14 protein-coding genes, 1 tRNA gene, 2 rRNA genes and 2 pseudogenes are annotated in these 17,759 nt (G+C 68.4%); 12 read left to right on the top strand and 7 right to left on the bottom strand.

Going from position 1 to position 17,759, the window contains the following annotated elements:
- From DOO78_RS25795 to DOO78_RS25775, 5 genes are all read left to right on the top strand, one after another.
- A 23S ribosomal RNA gene (locus DOO78_RS25795) occupies positions 1 to 630 on the top strand; the annotation flags it as partial.
- Positions 631 to 753: 123 nt separating this feature from the next.
- A 5S ribosomal RNA gene (rrf, locus tag DOO78_RS25790) occupies positions 754 to 868 on the top strand.
- 36 nt (positions 869 to 904) lie between these two features.
- Positions 905 to 981 (top strand) — tRNA-Met (locus DOO78_RS25785).
- A 212-nt stretch (positions 982 to 1,193) separates the two neighbouring features.
- Complete coding sequence (locus tag DOO78_RS25780; protein WP_111472759.1) at positions 1,194 to 2,744, top strand: GMC oxidoreductase; 1,551 nt, start codon at positions 1,194 to 1,196, stop codon at positions 2,742 to 2,744.
- An 18-nt stretch (positions 2,745 to 2,762) separates the two neighbouring features.
- On the top strand, positions 2,763 to 3,743 hold the full coding sequence (locus tag DOO78_RS25775; protein ID WP_111472758.1) for a polysaccharide pyruvyl transferase family protein: 981 nt from the start codon (positions 2,763 to 2,765) through the stop codon (positions 3,741 to 3,743).
- 95 nt (positions 3,744 to 3,838) lie between these two features.
- Here DOO78_RS25775 and DOO78_RS25770 read toward each other — a convergent pair whose 3' ends face one another.
- Positions 3,839 to 4,837 carry a replication protein RepA gene (locus tag DOO78_RS25770; protein ID WP_111472757.1) on the bottom strand — a complete coding sequence of 333 codons (999 nt, stop codon included), beginning with the start codon at positions 4,835 to 4,837 and terminating at the stop codon, positions 3,839 to 3,841.
- Positions 4,838 to 5,406: 569 nt separating this feature from the next.
- Here DOO78_RS25770 and DOO78_RS25765 point away from each other — a divergent pair.
- The 3 genes and pseudogenes from DOO78_RS25765 to DOO78_RS25755 all read left to right on the top strand — a co-directional run.
- On the top strand, positions 5,407 to 6,897 hold the full coding sequence (locus DOO78_RS25765) for an oligosaccharide flippase family protein (RefSeq protein WP_111472756.1): 1,491 nt from the start codon (positions 5,407 to 5,409) through the stop codon (positions 6,895 to 6,897).
- Between the two features lie 162 nt (positions 6,898 to 7,059).
- Positions 7,060 to 9,309 (top strand): Wzz/FepE/Etk N-terminal domain-containing protein, encoded by a 2,250-nt coding sequence (locus DOO78_RS25760; protein WP_165839093.1) that lies wholly within the window; start codon positions 7,060 to 7,062, stop codon positions 9,307 to 9,309.
- Positions 9,310 to 9,348: 39 nt separating this feature from the next.
- A pseudogene (locus tag DOO78_RS25755) lies at positions 9,349 to 9,914 on the top strand (IS5 family transposase); the annotation flags it as partial.
- Between the two features lie 71 nt (positions 9,915 to 9,985).
- Here DOO78_RS25755 and DOO78_RS25750 read toward each other — a convergent pair.
- Positions 9,986 to 10,432, bottom strand: coding sequence for a transposase (locus tag DOO78_RS25750; RefSeq protein WP_408887592.1), 447 nt, complete (start codon positions 10,430 to 10,432; stop codon positions 9,986 to 9,988).
- Between the two features lie 387 nt (positions 10,433 to 10,819).
- Between DOO78_RS25750 and DOO78_RS28320 the strand changes: the two genes are divergently transcribed.
- The 3 genes from DOO78_RS28320 (at position 10,820) to DOO78_RS25740 (ending at position 13,823) form a co-directional block, all read left to right on the top strand.
- Positions 10,820 to 10,993 carry a hypothetical protein gene (locus DOO78_RS28320; protein ID WP_243634798.1) on the top strand — a complete coding sequence of 58 codons (174 nt, stop codon included), beginning with the start codon at positions 10,820 to 10,822 and terminating at the stop codon, positions 10,991 to 10,993.
- A 118-nt stretch (positions 10,994 to 11,111) separates the two neighbouring features.
- Positions 11,112 to 12,320 carry an IS256 family transposase gene (locus tag DOO78_RS25745; RefSeq protein WP_111472753.1) on the top strand — a complete coding sequence of 403 codons (1,209 nt, stop codon included), beginning with the start codon at positions 11,112 to 11,114 and terminating at the stop codon, positions 12,318 to 12,320.
- Between the two features lie 102 nt (positions 12,321 to 12,422).
- Positions 12,423 to 13,823 carry an IS30 family transposase gene (locus tag DOO78_RS25740; protein WP_111472752.1) on the top strand — a complete coding sequence of 467 codons (1,401 nt, stop codon included), beginning with the start codon at positions 12,423 to 12,425 and terminating at the stop codon, positions 13,821 to 13,823.
- On the opposite strand, the gene DOO78_RS25735 is transcribed toward DOO78_RS25740, so the two are convergent.
- On the bottom strand, positions 13,723 to 14,463 hold the full coding sequence (locus tag DOO78_RS25735; RefSeq protein ID WP_165839092.1) for a transposase family protein: 741 nt from the start codon (positions 14,461 to 14,463) through the stop codon (positions 13,723 to 13,725). The genes DOO78_RS25740 and DOO78_RS25735 overlap by 101 nt on opposite strands.
- A 32-nt stretch (positions 14,464 to 14,495) precedes the next feature.
- Positions 14,496 to 14,681 (bottom strand): hypothetical protein, encoded by a 186-nt coding sequence (locus DOO78_RS27190; RefSeq protein WP_128080159.1) that lies wholly within the window; start codon positions 14,679 to 14,681, stop codon positions 14,496 to 14,498.
- A 200-nt stretch (positions 14,682 to 14,881) separates the two neighbouring features.
- On the opposite strand from DOO78_RS27190, the gene DOO78_RS28610 reads away from it, so the two are divergent.
- Positions 14,882 to 15,283 (top strand): transposase family protein, encoded by a 402-nt coding sequence (locus tag DOO78_RS28610; protein WP_111472750.1) that lies wholly within the window; start codon positions 14,882 to 14,884, stop codon positions 15,281 to 15,283.
- A 151-nt stretch (positions 15,284 to 15,434) separates the two neighbouring features.
- Here DOO78_RS28610 and DOO78_RS25725 read toward each other — a convergent pair whose 3' ends face one another.
- The 3 genes and pseudogenes from DOO78_RS25725 to DOO78_RS25710 form a co-directional block, all read right to left on the bottom strand.
- Complete coding sequence (locus DOO78_RS25725; protein ID WP_111472749.1) at positions 15,435 to 16,460, bottom strand: replication protein RepA; 1,026 nt, start codon at positions 16,458 to 16,460, stop codon at positions 15,435 to 15,437.
- A gap of 670 nt (positions 16,461 to 17,130) precedes the next feature.
- On the bottom strand, positions 17,131 to 17,301 hold the full coding sequence (locus tag DOO78_RS25720; RefSeq protein WP_243634799.1) for a carboxymuconolactone decarboxylase family protein: 171 nt from the start codon (positions 17,299 to 17,301) through the stop codon (positions 17,131 to 17,133).
- Between the two features lie 340 nt (positions 17,302 to 17,641).
- Positions 17,642 to 17,759, bottom strand: a pseudogene (locus DOO78_RS25710) (integrase core domain-containing protein); the annotation flags it as partial.

Here is a 17,759-nt window from a genome sequence, read left to right as displayed (position 1 = left end):
CGCCTCCCAAAGTGTAACGGAGGCGCGCGATGGTGGGCTCAGGCCGGTCGGACATCGGCTGTTGAGTGCAAAGGCACAAGCCCGCCTGACTGTGAGCGCGACAGCGCGAACAGAGACGAAAGTCGGCCTTAGTGATCCGGTGGTCCCGCGTGGAAGGGCCATCGCTCAACGGATAAAAGGTACTCTAGGGATAACAGGCTGATCTCCCCCAAGAGTCCACATCGACGGGGAGGTTTGGCACCTCGATGTCGGCTCATCGCATCCCGGGGCTGGAGCAGGTCCCAAGGGTTCGGCTGTTCGCCGATTAAAGCGGTACGTGAGCTGGGTTTAGAACGTCGTGAGACAGTTCGGTCCCTATCTGCCGTGGGTGTAGGAGACTTGCGAGGATCTGTCCCTAGTACGAGAGGACCGGGATGGACGCACCTCTGGTGCACCAGTTGTCACGCCAGTGGCACAGCTGGGTAGCCAAGTGCGGACGGGATAACTGCTGAAGGCATCTAAGCAGGAAACCCCCCTCCAAACGAGGTCTCCCTCGAGGGCCGTGCCAGACCAGCACGTCAATAGGACGCAGGTGGAAGCGGGGTAACCCGTGCAGCCGAGCGTTACTAATCGCCCGATAGAACTCCCATCCCTCCCCAGCCCGCGTCGTCGCAAGACGACACCACACGCAGCACCAAACCGCGCCGCAAACCAACACAGCAGCACACACAACACACCCAATCCAGCCCCACATCCCAGGATCCGGCCGGGTGGCCCGGTGGTCATCGCAAGGTTGCAACACCCGATCCCATCCCGAACTCGGCCGTGAAACACCTCAGCGCCCATGGTACTGCTGCTCAAGCAGCGGGAGAGTCGGTCGCCGCCGGGCCACCCAGCCGGATCCCAGGAAACACCTCACCACCCACGCGGGGTGGAGCAGCCCGGTAGCTCGTCAGGCTCATAACCTGAAGGTCACAGGTTCAAATCCTGTCCCCGCATCCAAATCTGACATCGCCGCAGCCGCCTCGGACACCCTCCGCAGGCGGCTTTTTCGCGTCCGGGCCCTGGTATCAATTGGTATCTGTTGGATATCCGATAGCTTCCTGATTTTTTGGGTAGAGCCGCTACCGTAAAGCGGGCTGCGGTCATTCTCCGCCCACCTTTCTGGTGTTGTCCCTGAGCTTCCCGCAGGGAAGCAGGATGGGGACCCGGCGATGCAGCAGGACGACAGGTGGCGGACGACCGATCTGACGCGCCCCTATGACGCCGTGGTCATCGGCAGCGGCGCCGGCGGCGCCCCCCTCGCGCTGCGCCTCGGGCAACTCGGGTTGCGCGTCCTGGTGGTCGAGCAGGGCGATTTCCTGCGGGTCGAGCGCGGTGGCGAGGGCGAGCCGGTCGGCCGCTTCATCACCGACGTCATGGGCAGCCGCGACGCGCCGCTCAGCATCGTCGGCGGCCGCACCAAATTCTACGGCGCCGCCCTCTACCGGATGCGCGAGAGCGATTTCCGCGCCGTTGAGCACGAAACCGGCACCTCGCCCGCCTGGCCGATCACCTATGCCGAGCTCGAGCCCTATTACGAGCAGGCGGAGCGCCTCTACCGCGTGCATGGCGCGCCGGAGGGCGATCCGAGTGAGCCGCCGCGCGCCAACCCCTATCCGCATCCGCCGCTGCCGCATGGCGGCGTCGTCGCCGAGATGGTGCAGCGCCTGGCGCAGAGCGGCACGCCGGTCGCACCCGTCCCGAGCGGCCTCGATCACGGGCCGGGCGGCAGCTGCGTGCTCTGCCCGACCTGCGACGCGCATCTCTGCACCCGCGACGCCAAGATGGATGCCGAGACCGCCTCCATGCGGCCGGCGCTGGCGACCGGCAACGTCCATCTGGCGACCCGGACTGAATGCCTGCGGATCCTGACCGACGGCGCGGGCAGTCGCGCCACGGGCGTGCTGCTGCGGCGCCAGGGCGAGGAATACGTGGTGCGGGCCGGGGTGGTCGCCGTTTGCGGCGGGCTGCCCGGCTCGGCCCTGATGCTGCGGCGCTCACGCACGGACCGGCATCCGGAGGGGCTCGGCAATGCCGGCGGCGCGCTCGGACGTTATCTCGGCGGCCATTCCGTCGGCATGATCTTCCCCTTCACCGGCCTGCGGCCGGTGCCGGCCTTCTACACCAAGACCTTCGCCATCAACGCCTTCTACGAGGGCGGCCCAGGCTCGCCGCACCCCTTGGGCGTGGTGCAGGTCGCCGGGCAGATGCCCTTCTGGGAGGAGGCCTCGCGGCTGGTCCGGCCCATCGCCCGGCTGGTCGGTCGGCACAGCCTGATGTGCTTCTACATGAGCGAGGCGTTGCCCTCGCAGGAGGCCGGGCTGCGTTTCGATGGCGACCGGCTCGCCGGCCGCGTCGAGCCGCGGCACAACCTCCAGGCCTTCGGCCGCCTGCGCGACCTCGCGGTCGAGACTTTCCGCCGCGCCGGCTACCCCTCCCTCGCTCGCAAGCGGCCGCCCTATCTCTGGCACGAGGTCGGCACGGTGCGCTTCGGAACCGATCCGGCGAGCTCGGTGCTCGACCCGGATTGCCAGATGCACGACATCAAGGGTCTCTACGTGGTCGATGCCTCGACCCTGCCCTCGGCCGGGGCGGTCAACACGGCGCTGACCATCATCGCCCTCGCGCTCCGGGCGGGGGACCATATCGCCGGCGTGGCGGCGGCGGGCCAGCCGGCCCGGGAGCCGGCGCAACCGGGCCGCCGCATCGAGACGGTTCGCTGACCGCGGGGACGATCACCCATGCAGCTCGTCTACTACCGCAAGCAGGTGCCGAATTTCGGCGACGACCTGAACGCCGTGCTCTGGAAGGGCCTGGCGCCGGGGTTGTTCGACGAGGATCCGGAGACCGGCTTCGTCGGTATCGGCACCATCATCGGCATGCCCTGCGGCGGGCTGCGGCGGCTGCACGTCTTCTCCTCCGGCATCGGCAACGACCGGCCCGAGGCCTGGCGCGGCAAGCAGGTCGAGTACTGGTGCGTGCGTGGCCCGGTCTCGGCGCGGGTGCTGGGCCTGCCGGCGGAGCGGGCGCTCACCGATGGCGCCATCCTGACGCCGCTGGTCGCGGGCTTCCCGCAGGCGGCGACGGGCACCGGCGGCACGCTGGTGGTGCCGCATTTCCAGACCCTCGACCATCCCGGCTGGCCGGAGGTGGCGAGGCTGACCGGCTATGAGCTGCTCGACCCGCGTGGCACGCCGGAGGCGGTCATCGCCCGCATCGCCGGGGCGCGCCTGGTGCTGACGGAATCCCTGCACGGCGCGATCCTCGCCGATGTCTACGGCATCCCCTGGATCGCCTTCGCCACCTCGAAGAATTTCGGCATCAGCAAATGGGTCGACTGGACCCTCTCGCTGGGCCGCGACTTCGCGCTGGCGATGGTCCCGCCGCCCGATCCCGGGCCGGTCCTCGCCTTCGGCCGCCCCCCTGCCCCCTTCGGCCAGACCCTGCGCTTCGATGCCGAGGCGGCGCTGGCCCGCTTCGACGAGCGGGTGACGCCGGAGGTGGCGACGCTGGTCTCGCGGCTGAAGGGCCTGGCCAAGCGCTCGCCGCTGCTGCGTCCCTTCCTCGGCTTCAGCCCGGCCCGCACGGCGGAGGCGCTGGAGCGCCTGGCGCGGACCGAGCCGGCGCTGAGCGCCGAGCCGCGGCGCCTGGCATTGCGGGCGCGGATGCTGGAGCGGCTGGAGACCCTGGCGAAATCCGCCCAACCAGCCAGGGTTGCCTGATACGGCGCCTGGATGCCGCCTGAGGCCGGTGCAAGGCCGAGGGGCTACCTTTAGCCTTTTCACCCCTTCCTGGCCTCAGGGCGCATCCTGGTGCCTCAGCGGGGCGGTGTGGCGGCCTCCACCACCCGCAATCCGTTGACCAGGGTGCGCGGCACCGGTGATTTCGAGGGCAGCAGGCGCAGCCCGTGGCGCACCACCTCCACCCCGGCATCCGGATAGACCGCCAACACGTCCGGCAGCACCGCCTTGACCCGCTGGGCGAGGTGGGAGACGCGGCTGGTATCCGCCCCGACCTGGGCCGCCAGGGCCTGCCAGCGGAGCAGCAGGGGCTGCTCCAGCCGCTGCAGCCGGTAGGCGAGCAGGGTGTAGAGGTCGAGGCCGAGGGAGTTGTCCTTCAGATGCGCGATGGCGTCGCGCATGAGCGGCACCGCATGCTCGCGCAGGTGCTCGTGGAACTCCCGGGTCAGCTCGACCGTGGCCTGCCAGGGCGCGCCCTCCTCCTGGCCGTGCCAGAGCGAGAGGCCGGAGACCAGGCGCTGGTCGCGGATGATGGTCTCGTCGCCGCCGGAGGCGGAGCGCGCCGTCCATTGCAGGGTGAACTCGCAGCGGGCGATGCGCAGCGATTGCTCGCGGATCGCCTGGATGGTGCCGCGCGGCCCGCCGGTGACCGGCAGGCCGAGGGAGCGGATCCAGGCCGACATGCTGGGGCCGAGGCTGACGGTGCGGCTGCGCACCCCCTCGGTCTGCAGGAAGATCATGATCAGCCGGGCGCGGGTGCCATAGGGCACGCCGACACGGGTTGCCCGGCCATCCGCGCCGCGCACCACGCCGGGGCTGACCATGAGGTGGAAGCGCCCGGAATTGCGCTCCCAGATCAGGTCGTTGCTGGCCGGGCGGGCATGCGGCAGGCAGGTCTGGCAAAGGCCGGAATGCGAGAAGGCGAGGTCGTCCTCGGCCGGCTCGCCGAGGGCGGCGCTGGCGGCGGCGATCCGGTCGAGCTCGCGGCGACGCTCCTTCGGGTCCTGCAGCGCCGCGGCGACGCGCCGGAGGCCGTCGGTGCCGAAGAGCATGAGCTGGCGATGGATACCGGCCATGGAGATCCGATCACTGCGTCCGGGGCGAGCGGGCGCAGTCTAGCCATGCTGCGCCACGATGCTGCGCTGAATCGGCGGCCTTTCGGCATGGTGCCGTCGAATTCCGGCCGGCGGCGAGGGCCCCAAGTTATCCACGCTGAATCGGCGGCCTTGCTACGCTGAATCGGCGGCCTTTGAAGGCCGGGTTTACGCTGAATCGGCGGCCTTTGAGCGAGTTATCCACGCTGAATCGGCGGCCTATACCTATAATTAAGGCCTATAAGATTCTCCTATAGGGTAGCTTTGCCTCTCGAAATCGCGAGGATGCTGCTTGTGGATAATTCTAGACAGCCCCTTTTCCGGCCAAAGGCCGAAGCTGCGGCAGCAAGGCGGGGCTCAGGAGGAGGGAAGCTGCACCCTCTTCCGGACCGAAAAACCAAAGATGGGCTGAAGGCCGCCGATTCAGCGTAGGGAAACCCGGTCTGGCACTAGACCCGCAAGGTCAAGCCACGGTTCTTGCAGGAAGTTTCCCAGATGAGGTCTATCAACCTATACTTGATAATCCTCTGCGGCCCAGGCTAGGTGCATCCATGCCGCGCACCCTTCCCGACCCCTCTCCCGGCGCTGGACGCTTCCTGCACGGTGCCGCTTGGTCGGCCCTGAACGCGGCCGCCGGCGCCCTGCTGCCGCTCGGCATCTTCGTCGTCTTCGCCCGCTGGCTGCCAGCAGCCGAGATCGGCGTCGTGGCCCTCGCCGTGGCCGTCAGCGAGATGATCAAGGCCTTCGGCCTGCCCGGCCTCTACGAGGCGCTGCTGCAGCAGCGGGAGGAACAGCAAGAGGAGGACCGGCAACGCGCCGCCGAAACCGCCCTGGCCTGCCTGCTGCTAGGCGGCCTGGGGCTGTTGGGCCTGTACCTGCTGCTGACCCCCCTGCTCGTATGGTTGGTGCCGGGAGTCGAGCAGGCCGGGCTGGCGATCGCCGTCCTTGGCCTGCGCATCCCGCTCGACCTCGCCGTGCTGCAGCCGCAGGCGATGCTGGCCGAGCGGCTGTCCTTCCGCCGGCTAGCGCTGCGCTCGATCCTGGCGACGGCTGGCGCCGGGGTGGCCGGCCTGGGCCTGCTCCTGGCCGGTCATCCCATGGCCGGGCTGGTGACCTACCAGCTTGGCCTCTCGGTCCTGCTGCTGCTGCTGACCACCGCCGGCACCGGGACCCTGGTGCGGCCCAGGCTGCACCGTGACTGCCTGCGCCGACTCCAGCAGGAGGCCACGCATGCCTCGGCCGTGCGGCTGGTGGCGGCGGTGAACAACTACCTCGACCAGGTCCTCGTCGCCGGCCTGCTCGGCGGCCTGCAGCTGGCCTATTACAATCTGGCCAAGCGGGTGGAGACGATCCTGATCACCGCCGCGGCCTCCTTCGGCGGCATCCTGTTCCAGCCGGTCTTCGCGCGCCGCCGACCCGGCGACACCGCCGAGGGGCTGCGCCGTGGCCTGATGATCCTGACGGCCAGTTGCGGCCTGGCGACGGCGGTGATCATGGCGACCCATCTGCGGTTGATCACCTTGGTCTTCGGCCCGGCCTGGGCCGAGGCCGCGCCGGTGGCCGCCCTGCTGGCGCTCGGCGGCTTCCTGCGGGCACTCGGCAGCGCGCATGGGTCGCTGCTCTCGGTCTCGGGTCGCAATCGCCAGCTGCTGCGGGTCAGCCTCGGCTCGGCTGGATCCGGCCTGGCCCTGGTGCTGCTGCTGGCCCCGGTTGGCCTCATCCCCTGCGCCCTCGCCCTGGCGCTCCGTAGCCTTGGCTCGACGGCCGCCATGGCCTGGCTGACCCGGCACGACCTACCGAGGACCGGGCAGGTCTATGCATTGGAGGTCGTGCTGCCCTTCGGGGCGATGCTGGCCGGGGCCGGGGCCGGGGAAGCGCTGGCTGGCCGGGTCTTTGCCAGCGCGGAGCAAGGGCTGGCATCCGGCCTGCTGACCCTGGCCGCGGCCGCGACGGCCGCGACCGGGCTCATGCTGCTGTATCTTGGCCTTCGGCTGCTCTGCCGGCGCTGGTTTGCGATGCCGCGGCCGGCTCCGCAGGCCTGATCCATGTAGTAGCAATATGGTAACGGGAAGCCCGGATAAGTTGAAGAAGGGTTAAAACAACCCCGCCTTATCCTGTTGATTTTTCAAAAAAGAGCCTGTGCAGCCATGGGACGCGTCATGCGTCCCCTTGGGTCAGGCCCAGCCCGTTCGGATGCCTGCTGCATGATGAATGTCCAGAACCCGACCGAGATGCTGGCCGGCTCCCCGCATGGGCAGGACGCACCACCCTTCCGCTGGCTGCCCGGGATGCTGCGCTTCCTGCGCCGGCGCTGGCCGACCATCATCGGCTCGGCCGTCGCCACCCTTGGCCTGGCCATTCTCTACCTGCTGGTCGCCACGCCGCAATTCACTGCCACCACCGCCCTCCTGGTGGATGTCCGGCAGAGCAACCCCTTCCGCCTGCAGCCGCTCGTCACCGATGCGCAGTCCGAGAGCGCGCTGGTCGAGAGCCAGGTCGAGGTGATCCGGTCCGAGGGGCTGGCGCGCGCGGTCGTGCAGCAGAAGGACCTGCTGCACGACGCCGATTTCAACGCCATCGGCAAGGGCATCATCGGCAGCGTCGTCGGCTTCGTCGCCGATCTCGTCAGCAGCGACGGGCCGCCGGACGAGGAGCGGCTGCGCTCGCTCGCGGTCGAGAAGCTGATGAAGCTGGTTTCGGTGCGCCGCATCGGCCTGACCGCGGTCATCGAGGTCGCCGTGCGCACCCCGGACGGCGTGCTCTCGGCTCGGCTGGCGAATGCCCTGGCCGACCACTACCTGCAGCGCCAGGTCGCCGCCCTCGCGGATGTCTCGAGCATGGCGAGCGTCTGGATGCAGAAGCGCGTCGGCGAGCTGCGCGACGAGGCGATAGCGGCCGACGGGCAGGTGCAGGACTACCGCGCCAGCCACAACATCCTCGATACCGACAAGGGACAGTTCAACGCGCAGCAGCTCGGCGACTTCAGCCTGCAGCTGACCGCCGCGCGGGCCCGGCTCGCCGATGCGCAGGCGAAGTTCGACCGCATCAACGTCATCTCGCCCGACCGCCTGGTCGACGCACCGATGGCCGAGGCGATCGAGAACACCGTTATCGTCGCGCTGCGCAAGCAGTATCTCGACGCCCGCCGCCGCGAGTCCGAATGGTCCGCGCGCTACGGCAGCGGGCACACCGCCGCGGTCAATGCGCGGATCGAGATGGTCGAGCTGCAGAAGTCGATCAGGAACGAGCTGGCCCGCATCTCGGAGACCTATCGCAGCGAGCTCGACGTGGCGAAGGCGAATGAGGCGGAGCTGAGCCGGCAGCTGGCCGTGCTCGCCGGCGCCGCGGCCGAGGTGAACAGCGACCGGATCATGCTGCGCGCGCTGCAGAGCGCGGCCGACAGCTACAAGGCGATCTACGAGAATTTCCTGCAGCGCTACACCCAGGCGGTGCAGGACCAGTCCTTCCCCATCACCGAGGCCCGGGTGATGTCGCCCGCCGTCCCGCCGCTGCGGAAAAGCTGGCCGAAGGCGGTGCTGGTGCTTGGCCTCGGCCTGGTGGTCGGCCTGATGCTCGGCGGCGCCCTCGCCATCCTGCACGAGTTGCTCGATCAGGGGCTGCGGACCCCGGCGCAGATCAAGGCGGCCACCGGCCATGAGTGCCTCGGCATGCTGCCGCGGCTCTCCGCCTCCGTGCAGAGCCTCGATGGCCAGCCGGCCGATCCCGGCCTGCGGCGACTGCCGACCCGGGCGAGCGCGCTGCGCCATGTCATCGACCGCCCCGCCTCCGCCTTCGCCGAGACGATGCGCGGCATCGCGCTGCGGACCGTTTGGCGGCGCCGGACGCCGGGCGGCCAGGTGATCGGCTGCGTCGCGCCGCGCTCCGGCGAGGGCGCCAGCACCGTCGCCGCCAACCTCGCCTATGCCTTCGCCGATGCCGGCTACAACACGCTGCTGGTCGATCTCGACCTGCGCGGTGCGAGCCTGAGCCGGGCGCTGGCGCCGCAGGGCACCGGTGGTGCGGCCGAGATCGCCGAGGGCACCATGCCGCTCGAGCAGGTGGTGTGGCGCGACCCGCAGACCGGGCTGCACTTCCTGCCCGCCGCCGCGAGCAAATCGGCGGCGCAGCCGGCGCGGATCCTGGCGCCGCTGCGGGCGGACCGGCTGATGGCGGCGCTGCGCGCCGGCTACGACCGCGTGGTACTGGATCTGCCGGCGGCCGGCAGCGCCGCCGATGCCAGCGTGCTGGCCGAGTTGCTGGATGGTCTCCTGCTGATCTCGAGCTGGGGCGATCTCGAGGGCGAGGCGCTGGCCGAGATCCTGGACGGACTGCGTGGCAGCCGCGACCGACTACTCGGCGTGGTGCTCAACCGCGTGGAGATGCGCCGACTCGAGCAGTACGGCGTGACCGGCCCAATATCCGTGCCGCACCGGGAGACGGAAGCAACAGTCTGAAAGCTATAGACAAAACGCTGGTCTGAGCGTTGGGGTTCGATGGCATCCCCACTTGTTCCCGACGATCTCTGGGCGGCGATTGAGCCGCTGTTGCCGCCTGAGCCATCCTGGCCGAAGGGAGGCCGACCGCGGGTGCCGGACCGGGTGGCGCTGGCCGGGATCGTCTTCGTGCTGAGAACTGACATCCAGTGGCGGGATGTCCCGGCGGAGATGGGCTGCAGCGGCAAGACCTGCTGGCGACGGCTCGCGGAGTGGCACGCGGCCGGGGTTTGGGCGGCGCTGCACCGGGTGCTGCTCGTGCGGCTGCGCGGGGTGGACCGCCTGGACTGGCGCCGGGCGTCGCTCGACAGTGCCTCCGTGCGCGCTCAAAGGGGGGCGCGCAGACCGGGCCCAACCCGACGGACAGGGGCAAGGCAGGTACCAAGCGGCATCTGGTCGTCGATGGCGGGGGCACGCCGCTTGGCCTGATGCTGAGCCCGGCCAACCGGCACGACAGCCGCATGCTCGTGCCCACCCTGGATGCTGTCCCTCCGGTCCGGGGTCGCAAGGGCAGGCCGCGCCGCCGCCCGGACAAGCTGCATGCTGGGTTTGCCCCGCGTCAATGCTGAGGCTGGATTTCGCAGAAGCGCTGGCTGAAAATTGGTTCTCCCGCATTTCCCGTGCTCCCATTTCGGCATCAGGCCGCACGGAGGACGCGGGCGCGAAGAAGAGCGAAGCCGGCTCGGCCATACATAGTTCGCTTGATCATCTTGAGGCGGTTGATCTGACCTTCGACCGGGCTGGTGGTCCAGGGAAGGTCGAGTGCAGCCTGCACTGCGTCGATGTCCCGGCGCAGGCCTGAGACGAAGCCCGCGAGGGATGTGCGCTCGGCGGCGACCAGTGCGGCTTCGAGGCCTTCGCCATTTTCTCGGCGGAGGACGCGGCGGAGGTTCTTGGCAGCGGCGACAGCATTGGCCAGATCCGGCGCATCGGTGAGTAGTTGCACGACGAAGGCGCGTTCGGTTTCGCCGAGCGCATCGGTGTCGGCCATGAGCAGCCGTGCAAGGCCCCGCCGCGCGGGGAGCTGCCATACCGGGCGTGCCGGCCCGGCGGATACCGATCTGCTCGCCTGCCGCCGGCCCATGGCCCAGGCACGAACCGTCGTCGGCCGACCACTGAAACCGAGCGCGACCAGTTCGCGCCAGAGCTGCGCGGCATTGTGGCATCCCTCCGTCCATCGCCGCTCGAGGAAGCGCATATGGGCGTTGAGCACGCCGGTACGCTTCGGCTTTCGCCAAAGCGGTGCGTGACCGAGACGCAACCAACTGCGTACCGTCTTGCGCTCGGCACCGAGAAGATCGGCGATGCGACGCAGAGACATGCCGTCATCATGGAGCTTGGCTACCTCCTCGTAGCGCGCCTGCCGACGTAGGAGGGATGCCTGGCTCGCCTGTTCTGCCCGGCTCAGCGGCCGAGGTGCTGGCGATGGGGCTGGTGTCGCCGCGGCAATCTCCGCTTGTTCGGAGGCGACATGCCGCGCAGCGCGCCTGGCGGCAGCACCATGCCGATCGGCAAGGGACTGCACGGCATCGCCCAGATTCCGCAGCAGATGCCAGCGGTCCGCAACCTGCCTGGCAGCTGGGGCGCCCTGTCTGATCCCATCAGCATAGGCCCCGGCACGGTCGCGTGCGACCACCTCGGGTAGCGTCCGCGGAGGTGGTGGAAAATCCGGCTTTGGCCGGGGTGTAGGGCTTGGGTGGCCATCGGATCTGGCGGCTAGGGTGGAGTTGCGAGGCTCCCGCCCCTGACCGGCCGAGGACCCGATGACCGAGGAGAGATTGCCACTGGCTGACCTGCTGGCGAAAGCCGGCGATGGCGACTTCCTGCGCGGCGTCGCCGAGGCGGTGCTGCAGATGCTGATGGAGGTCGACGTGGAGGGCCTGATCGGCGCCGGGCGGCACGAACGGACCGGCGAGCGGCTGAACTACCGCAACGGCTTCCGCGACCGCACGCTGGACACGCGGCTGGGGTCACTGCAGCTGCGGATCCCGAAGCTGCGGCAGGGCAGCTATTTTCCGCCCTTCCTGGAGCCGCGGAAGACTTCGGAGAAGGCTCTGGTGGCGGTGATCCAAGAGGCCTGGATCGGCGGGGTCTCGACCCGGCGGGTGGACGAGTTGGTGCAGGCGATGGGCCTGACCGGCATCTCGAAATCGACCGTCTCCAAGCTGTGCAAGGACATCGACGAGCGGGTCGGCGCCTTCCTGGATCGGCCGCTGTCGGGCGAGTGGCCGTATCTTTGGCTGGACGCCACCTATCTCCGCCAGCGCGAGGGCGGCCGCATCGTCTCCGTCGCAGCGATAATCGCCGTGGCCTGCGATGCCGAAGGGCGACGCGAGATCGTCGGCCTGCACATCGGGCCGTCGGAAGCTGAGACCTTCTGGTCAAGCTTTCTCAAGAGCCTGCTCAAGCGCGGCCTGAAGGGCGTGAAGCTGGTCGTCTCCGATGCCCATGAGGGGCTGAAGGCGGCAATCGCCCGCGTGCTCGGCGCGACATGGCAACGGTGTCGAGTCCATTGGATGAGGAATGCCTTGGCCCATGTCGGCAAGGCCCAGCAATCCATGGCCTCAGCCGCGCTGCGTCAGGCGTTCCTGCAGCCCGACCAGGCCAGCGCGCAACAGACCTGGCGCCATGTTGCCGACCAGCTCCGCCCGCGCTGGCCAAAGCTCGGCGTGCTGATGGACGAGAGCGAGGACGACGTCCTCGCCTACATGTCCTTCCCCACCCCGCACAGGACAAAGCTGCACTCGACCAACACCCTGGAGCGGTTGAACAAGGAGGTGAAACGCCGCGCCGACGTGGTCGGCATCTTTCCCTCAGAAGCCTCCATCATTCGCCTGATCGGCGCTGTCCTGCTCGAGGCCAACGATGAATGGCAGATGCAGCACCGCTACATGGGCATCGAGGCCATGGTCGAGATGCTCAGCCCCGCGCCCACCAACGAAACCCTGCAACTGCCACCCAAGCCCGCCTGAGCCGTGGCCACCCACAGCCCATCAGCAAATTCCACCACATTGACGGACGCTACCACGGTGGATTCAGGTGGTCGTCGCAACACCGTGGCGGAGGGTGGTGCGATGGCGGGTCGGCGGCGTTCGGATCGGAAGCTACGGGGTAAGCTGCGTTCGCCGGGGCGGCCGCCTGTTGCGCGGCAGGAGCATCGGCATCGGTTCTGGGCGTTCATCGCTGCGGGCAAGACAAGCGAGGACGCGGCGATGGAAGTCGGGGTATCGCAGCCGGTTGGGACGCGCTGGTTTCGCCAGGCAGGCGGGATGGCGCCGTCGCACCTGGCACGATCCGCGAAGCCGCCTTCGGGGCGCTATCTCTCGTTTGCCGAGCGGGAGGAGATTGCGCTGCTTCGGGTGGAGGGACTGGGCGTACGGGAGTTGGCCCGCCGCGTCGGACGCGCGCCGTCGACGATCTCGCGGGAGCTGCGGCGGAACGCGGCGACGCGAGGTGGGGAGCTGGATTACCGAGCCACGACGGCGCAGTGGCACGCGGAGCGTGTCGGGCGTCGGCCGAAGGCGGCGAAGCTGGCGACGAACCCCGAGCTGCGGTCGTATGTTCAGGAGCGGCTGGGCGGTGCGGTCGGTGTTCCTGGCAGGGCTGCGGTCCCGGGTCCCGCGGTGTCGTGGAAGGGCCGGCGGCATGGGCGACGTCAGCACCGGCGCTGGGGACTGGCTTGGAGCCCGCAGCAGATCGCCGAGCGGCTGCGGATCGACTACCCGAACGAAGGGAGGATGCGGATCAGCCACGAGGCGATCTACCAGGCGCTCTACATTCAGGGCCGAGGGGCGCTGAAGCGCGAGCTGACAGCGTGCCTGCGGACGGGCCGGGCGTTGCGCGTGCCGCGAGCGCGCATGCAGGGGCGCGGCAAGTCGTTCGTCACGCCGGAGATCCTCATCAGCGAGCGCCCGGCGGAGGCGGAGGACCGCGCGGTGCCGGGGCACTGGGAGGGGGACCTGATCCTTGGCCTGAACCGCTCGGCGATCGGCACCCTCGTCGAGCGGACGACGCGGTTCACGATGCTGCTGCACCTGCCACCGATGGAGGGGCACGGGGTCGGACCGCGGGCGAAGAACGGGCCAGCGCTGGCGGGGCACGGCGCGGAGGCAGTGCGCGATGCGATCACCGGCACGATCACCACGTTGCCCGAGCAGGTGCGCCGATCGCTGACCTGGGATCAGGGATCCGAGATGGCGCAGCATGCACGGCTGCGGGTCGAGACGGGGCTGGCGGTGTACTTCTGCGATCCGCACAGTCCATGGCAGCGTGGCTCGAACGAGAACACCAATGGGCTGCTGCGGCAGTATTTTCCAAAGGGGACGGACCTGAGCGTCCACAGCGCCGACGAGCTGGCGGCAGTCGCTGCGGCACTCAACAGCAGGCCACGGAAGACGCTCGGATGGAGGACACCAGCCGAGGCGCTCGACGCAGCGCTGCAGTCGGTCCAGAAAGGCGTTGCGACGACCGCTTGAAGGTAAGCACCACCTCGGCACCAGGATGCTGCCGCAGCCATGTCGCCAGCGTCTCCGCCTGACGGTCCTGTAGGAGGTCAACTACGACGTTCCGCTCCAGGTCGGCCAGCGCCGTGCCGTAGCGATGTCCGCGGCGCCAGGCCCAGTCGTCGACACCGAGCACGCGAGGCGCCGGCCGCGGCACCTCGCCGGATTTGCCGGCTGCGCACGCCATTCGCAGCAGCGTGTCGCCGCTGGTCGGCATGGCCAGACGCCGCGCGAGCCGCGCGCCGGCCTCGCCGCCCAGGGCGAGGCCAAGGCAGCGCTGCACCCCGCCCAGCCGCTCGGTTTGCCGCGACGCCACCGCCGTGACGCCGGTGAGGCGTTCGGCGAAGGTCCGCCTGGAACAGGCCGGGTTGAGGCAGAGGAACCGCCGGGCCCTGATCCGCAGCGACATAGGGCGACCCTGCCAGGGCAGGTCGCCAAGGGTGCGGTCGTACCGGCTGTGCACCCGCCGGGACAGCACGGCGCAGTCCGGACATGCAGCCGAAGGTGGGCGTGGGGTGGCGAGGATGGTCAGGTGGTCAGGAGACGGCAGGACCTGCTGAACCAGCAGCCCTGCCGGAATGAGCGGCAACAAACGCTTGGGCAACGACAGCACTTCAATAGCGGAAAGGGGTTCCCCTCATGTGCTCATGCCGCCCCGGAACGACGACCCGCAGCACGGAAAATGCGGAAGAACCAATTTTCAGCCAGCACTTCCGGGGAGGATTCAGGCTCTCCCGCATTTCCCGTGCCGCGCATGACCGAACGGTTCGGGCAAGTCACTGAACTCTCGTAGAAATCCGCGTTGTCGTCCCGCAAGGTCCACTCGGCCACCGCGCAGGTTGAGAGAGCGCCGAATCTGCCCGCAAGTTCAATAACTTGTAGTGTATGGTTCGGCACCGTGAGCACGGGAAGTGCGGGAGAGCCAGGATTCACCCAGCCGCTACACCCCGTCTTGGTGGTTCTTCCACAGGAAGCGTGGTTGATGCTGCCAAGTGCGCTGTGGCTTGGCTGGTCCAGTAGTAAAATGCGGGATGACGGACCTTCACCTCCTGCCAGGATGCCGCATCTGGGAGATCACCCGCCCGGACGCGAGCAACATCCAGATCGCTGCTGAGACTCGGCAGCGGAGCGGCCGCTGCCCGGACTGTGGCGAGCCGAGCCATACTGTCCACAGCCGCGCAGTTCGGTACCCCGCCGATCTACCCTGCCTTGGCCGCCAGGTCCGTCTCGAACTGGCCTTGCGACGCCTGTACTGCCGCAATCCGGCGTGCTCGCGGCGGACCTTCGTGGAGCGGCTGCCGGGCCTGATCGCGCCCCGGGCGCAGCGCACTGACCGGCTGGCAACGGCACAGGGCCGGGTTGGCGTTGCCATAGCTAGAACGAGCGACACTGTCCGCGAAGCAACAATCTCGTCGCAGCAAAGGCAAGCCTAGCAGATGCGCGCAGCCGCACCCGCCGGCGACGCTTCGAAGGCTGGGTCGGCGATCCCGCTCCAAGGTAGAGACCGAGCAACCAATGTCCCGCCCACCCGGTCGCAAGTTGCCTATGCCCCGCGTACGCGCAGGAGGAAAAGCGATCGGTGAGCTAAACTACCAAGCGCAGTGAGGAACCTCGGACCAGCGTTTTCTGCACCGACGGTAGGCTCGACTTCATTGTGAGCCCGTGGCGCGACACCTCGATCCTGGCGTCCGGGTAGACGGCAAGGACCTCCGGCAGCGTCTCACGGATGCGCTCGCCGATGCTCGACATCGAGCCCTCTGCGCCGAGCTGGCCGCGCAGCTGCTGCCAGCGCAGCGTCAGGTTCCCCTTCAGCTGCGGCAGCCGGTATGCGAAGAGGATGTAGAGGTCGAGGCCGAGGCTGTTGTTGGACAGGTGCGCGATGGCGCGTTGGTCGAGCGGCACTGCGTGCTCCTTCAGGTGCACGTGGAAGCGCTCCGACAACTCGATCTCGCCGGACCAGCGGCCCCCGTCCGTGGTGAAGCCCCACAGCGACATTCCGTCCACGATCCGCGTGTCAGTGATGTTGACGGTCTCGGTGCCGGAGGGATCGATGTCCGTCCATTGCAGCGAAAAGGAGCAGCGGCCGATGCGCAACACCTGCTCCTTGAACTGGCGGATGGTGCCGCGCTCGCCGCCCGTCGCGGTGAAGCCGAGCGAGCGCATCCACGCGGACATGCTCGGCCCCATGTTGACGACGCGGCTCTTCACGCCCTCGGTCTGGAGATAGATGAGGATGAGGCGTGCCTTCGGGCCGTAGGGTATGCCCACCCAAGTCCGCTCCTGCTTGCTCTGCTCGGTCGCCGCGCGCCAGGGGAGGTCGATACTCTCGTCGAGGTAGCCTGGCTGCACGATCAGGCGGAAGCGGCCGCTCTGGCGCTTCCAGACGTCGCGGTTGCTCGCGGGCCGGCGGTGTGGGAGGCAGGTCTGGCATAGGCCGCTGTGCAGGTAGGAGATGTCCTCGTTTTCCGGCGGCGACGACGAGATCTCGTGCGTAACCTCGACGCGCCGGCGGGCACGCGCGCGGTCGGCGGGCGCGGACCACTCCGCCTCAACGGCGCGCATGGCGCCGTCGAAACCGAGGAGTTCCAGCTGCTCGCGCGGCGACTTCATGGGCGAATCTCCATGAGGCGGGAGACTACCGCCAACTCGCGAGCGGTGTCGCGCAGAGTTTCCGATCTGCGGCATCGAACTGGCAGTTCGAAGTTATCCACGCAGAGTTTCCGGCGCGGTGCGCAGAGTTGACGATGCCAAAATTGCCCGATCTGCGCAGAATCTCCGATGCTGACCTCGGTTATCCACGCAGAGTCGCCGACACATACTTATAGAGTCTGATTCTAGTCTTCCTTATAGGGCACGAGAGGCGTCTACGCGGCCTCAAAGCGGGGGGGCCTGCAGCTTAGGAACGACTGCTGCTGTGCGTCATCGGCCTGCAGCTGGTACGGGACACGCGTCGGTGAGGCCGAGCGACTACCAAGGGGTGAGCGAGGGACGGTAGCGTCTGCAGGCCCAGTGGACTTTCCGGCCGTGGCCGGGGCGTAGGTTCCGGGTGGGGCACCGGCACGGGAGGCCCTACGACGGCTGGAAGATCGGTAAGTCTGCGCGGAACGGCTGAAGGTGGCGCAGAGGCCGGCTGGAAGATCGGTAAGTCTGCGTGTCCCATACCTCGCCACTATGGGAATGACATGTAAGTCATTGATTGACCCACCCGACGAGCCTGGGCCACGCAGAGTTTCCGATGTTCAGCGCAGAGCGGGCTACCAGACACCCGCCCGCCATGCACTCAGCCGCGAAGGTCGGGCTCGAAAGGGACGCGCAGCGCCTGGGCGAAGCGGTTGGTCTCCGCCGCCATGCCGACGATAGCCAGGAGCTCCCTGTACATCGCGTCCGTCATGCCCTTGGCTCGGGCAAAGACGGTGTGGCCGGCCGTGCAGTAAGCGCACCCAGCTACCATCGAGGCGACAAGGTACAGCAGCTCCTTCGTCAGAGAGTCTAGGACGCCGAGGGCCATCACCTCCTTCACGCCCGCTCAGGAGCTGGTCCAGCAACTCATCCGGGATCGCAGGCTGTTTGCGTCGCGGCATACGATGGCTCCTTCAGCAACATCGTACGGTCCCAAACACGAAAATTCCGACAGTCCCGGTCCGCGACCACCTCGGCGTGGAAACCCAGCGTCAGTGGTCGGACAAGGCCATCACCCGCACTACGCCGTGCCTGCTCGGGCTATTCTCGATCGTCACCCTGCTGGCGTCGCGCCTCGACGACCGTGCCCGGATCGCGGTCTCGACCAGCACCTAGTTGTCATTGCTAAGGACATTGTCGCTGGTGATGCGTGAGATGGGCGGCAAGCCCTTGAGGGCGGAGTGAGGCCTGAGGGTGTTGTAGGCGTGCAGCCAGGGGCGCATGGCGCGG

It is taken from the genome of Roseicella frigidaeris (assembly GCF_003258945.1).
GTDB classification, from domain to species: domain Bacteria; phylum Pseudomonadota; class Alphaproteobacteria; order Acetobacterales; family Acetobacteraceae; genus Paracraurococcus; species Paracraurococcus frigidaeris.
This window is presented reverse-complemented; position numbering and strand designations above follow the sequence as displayed.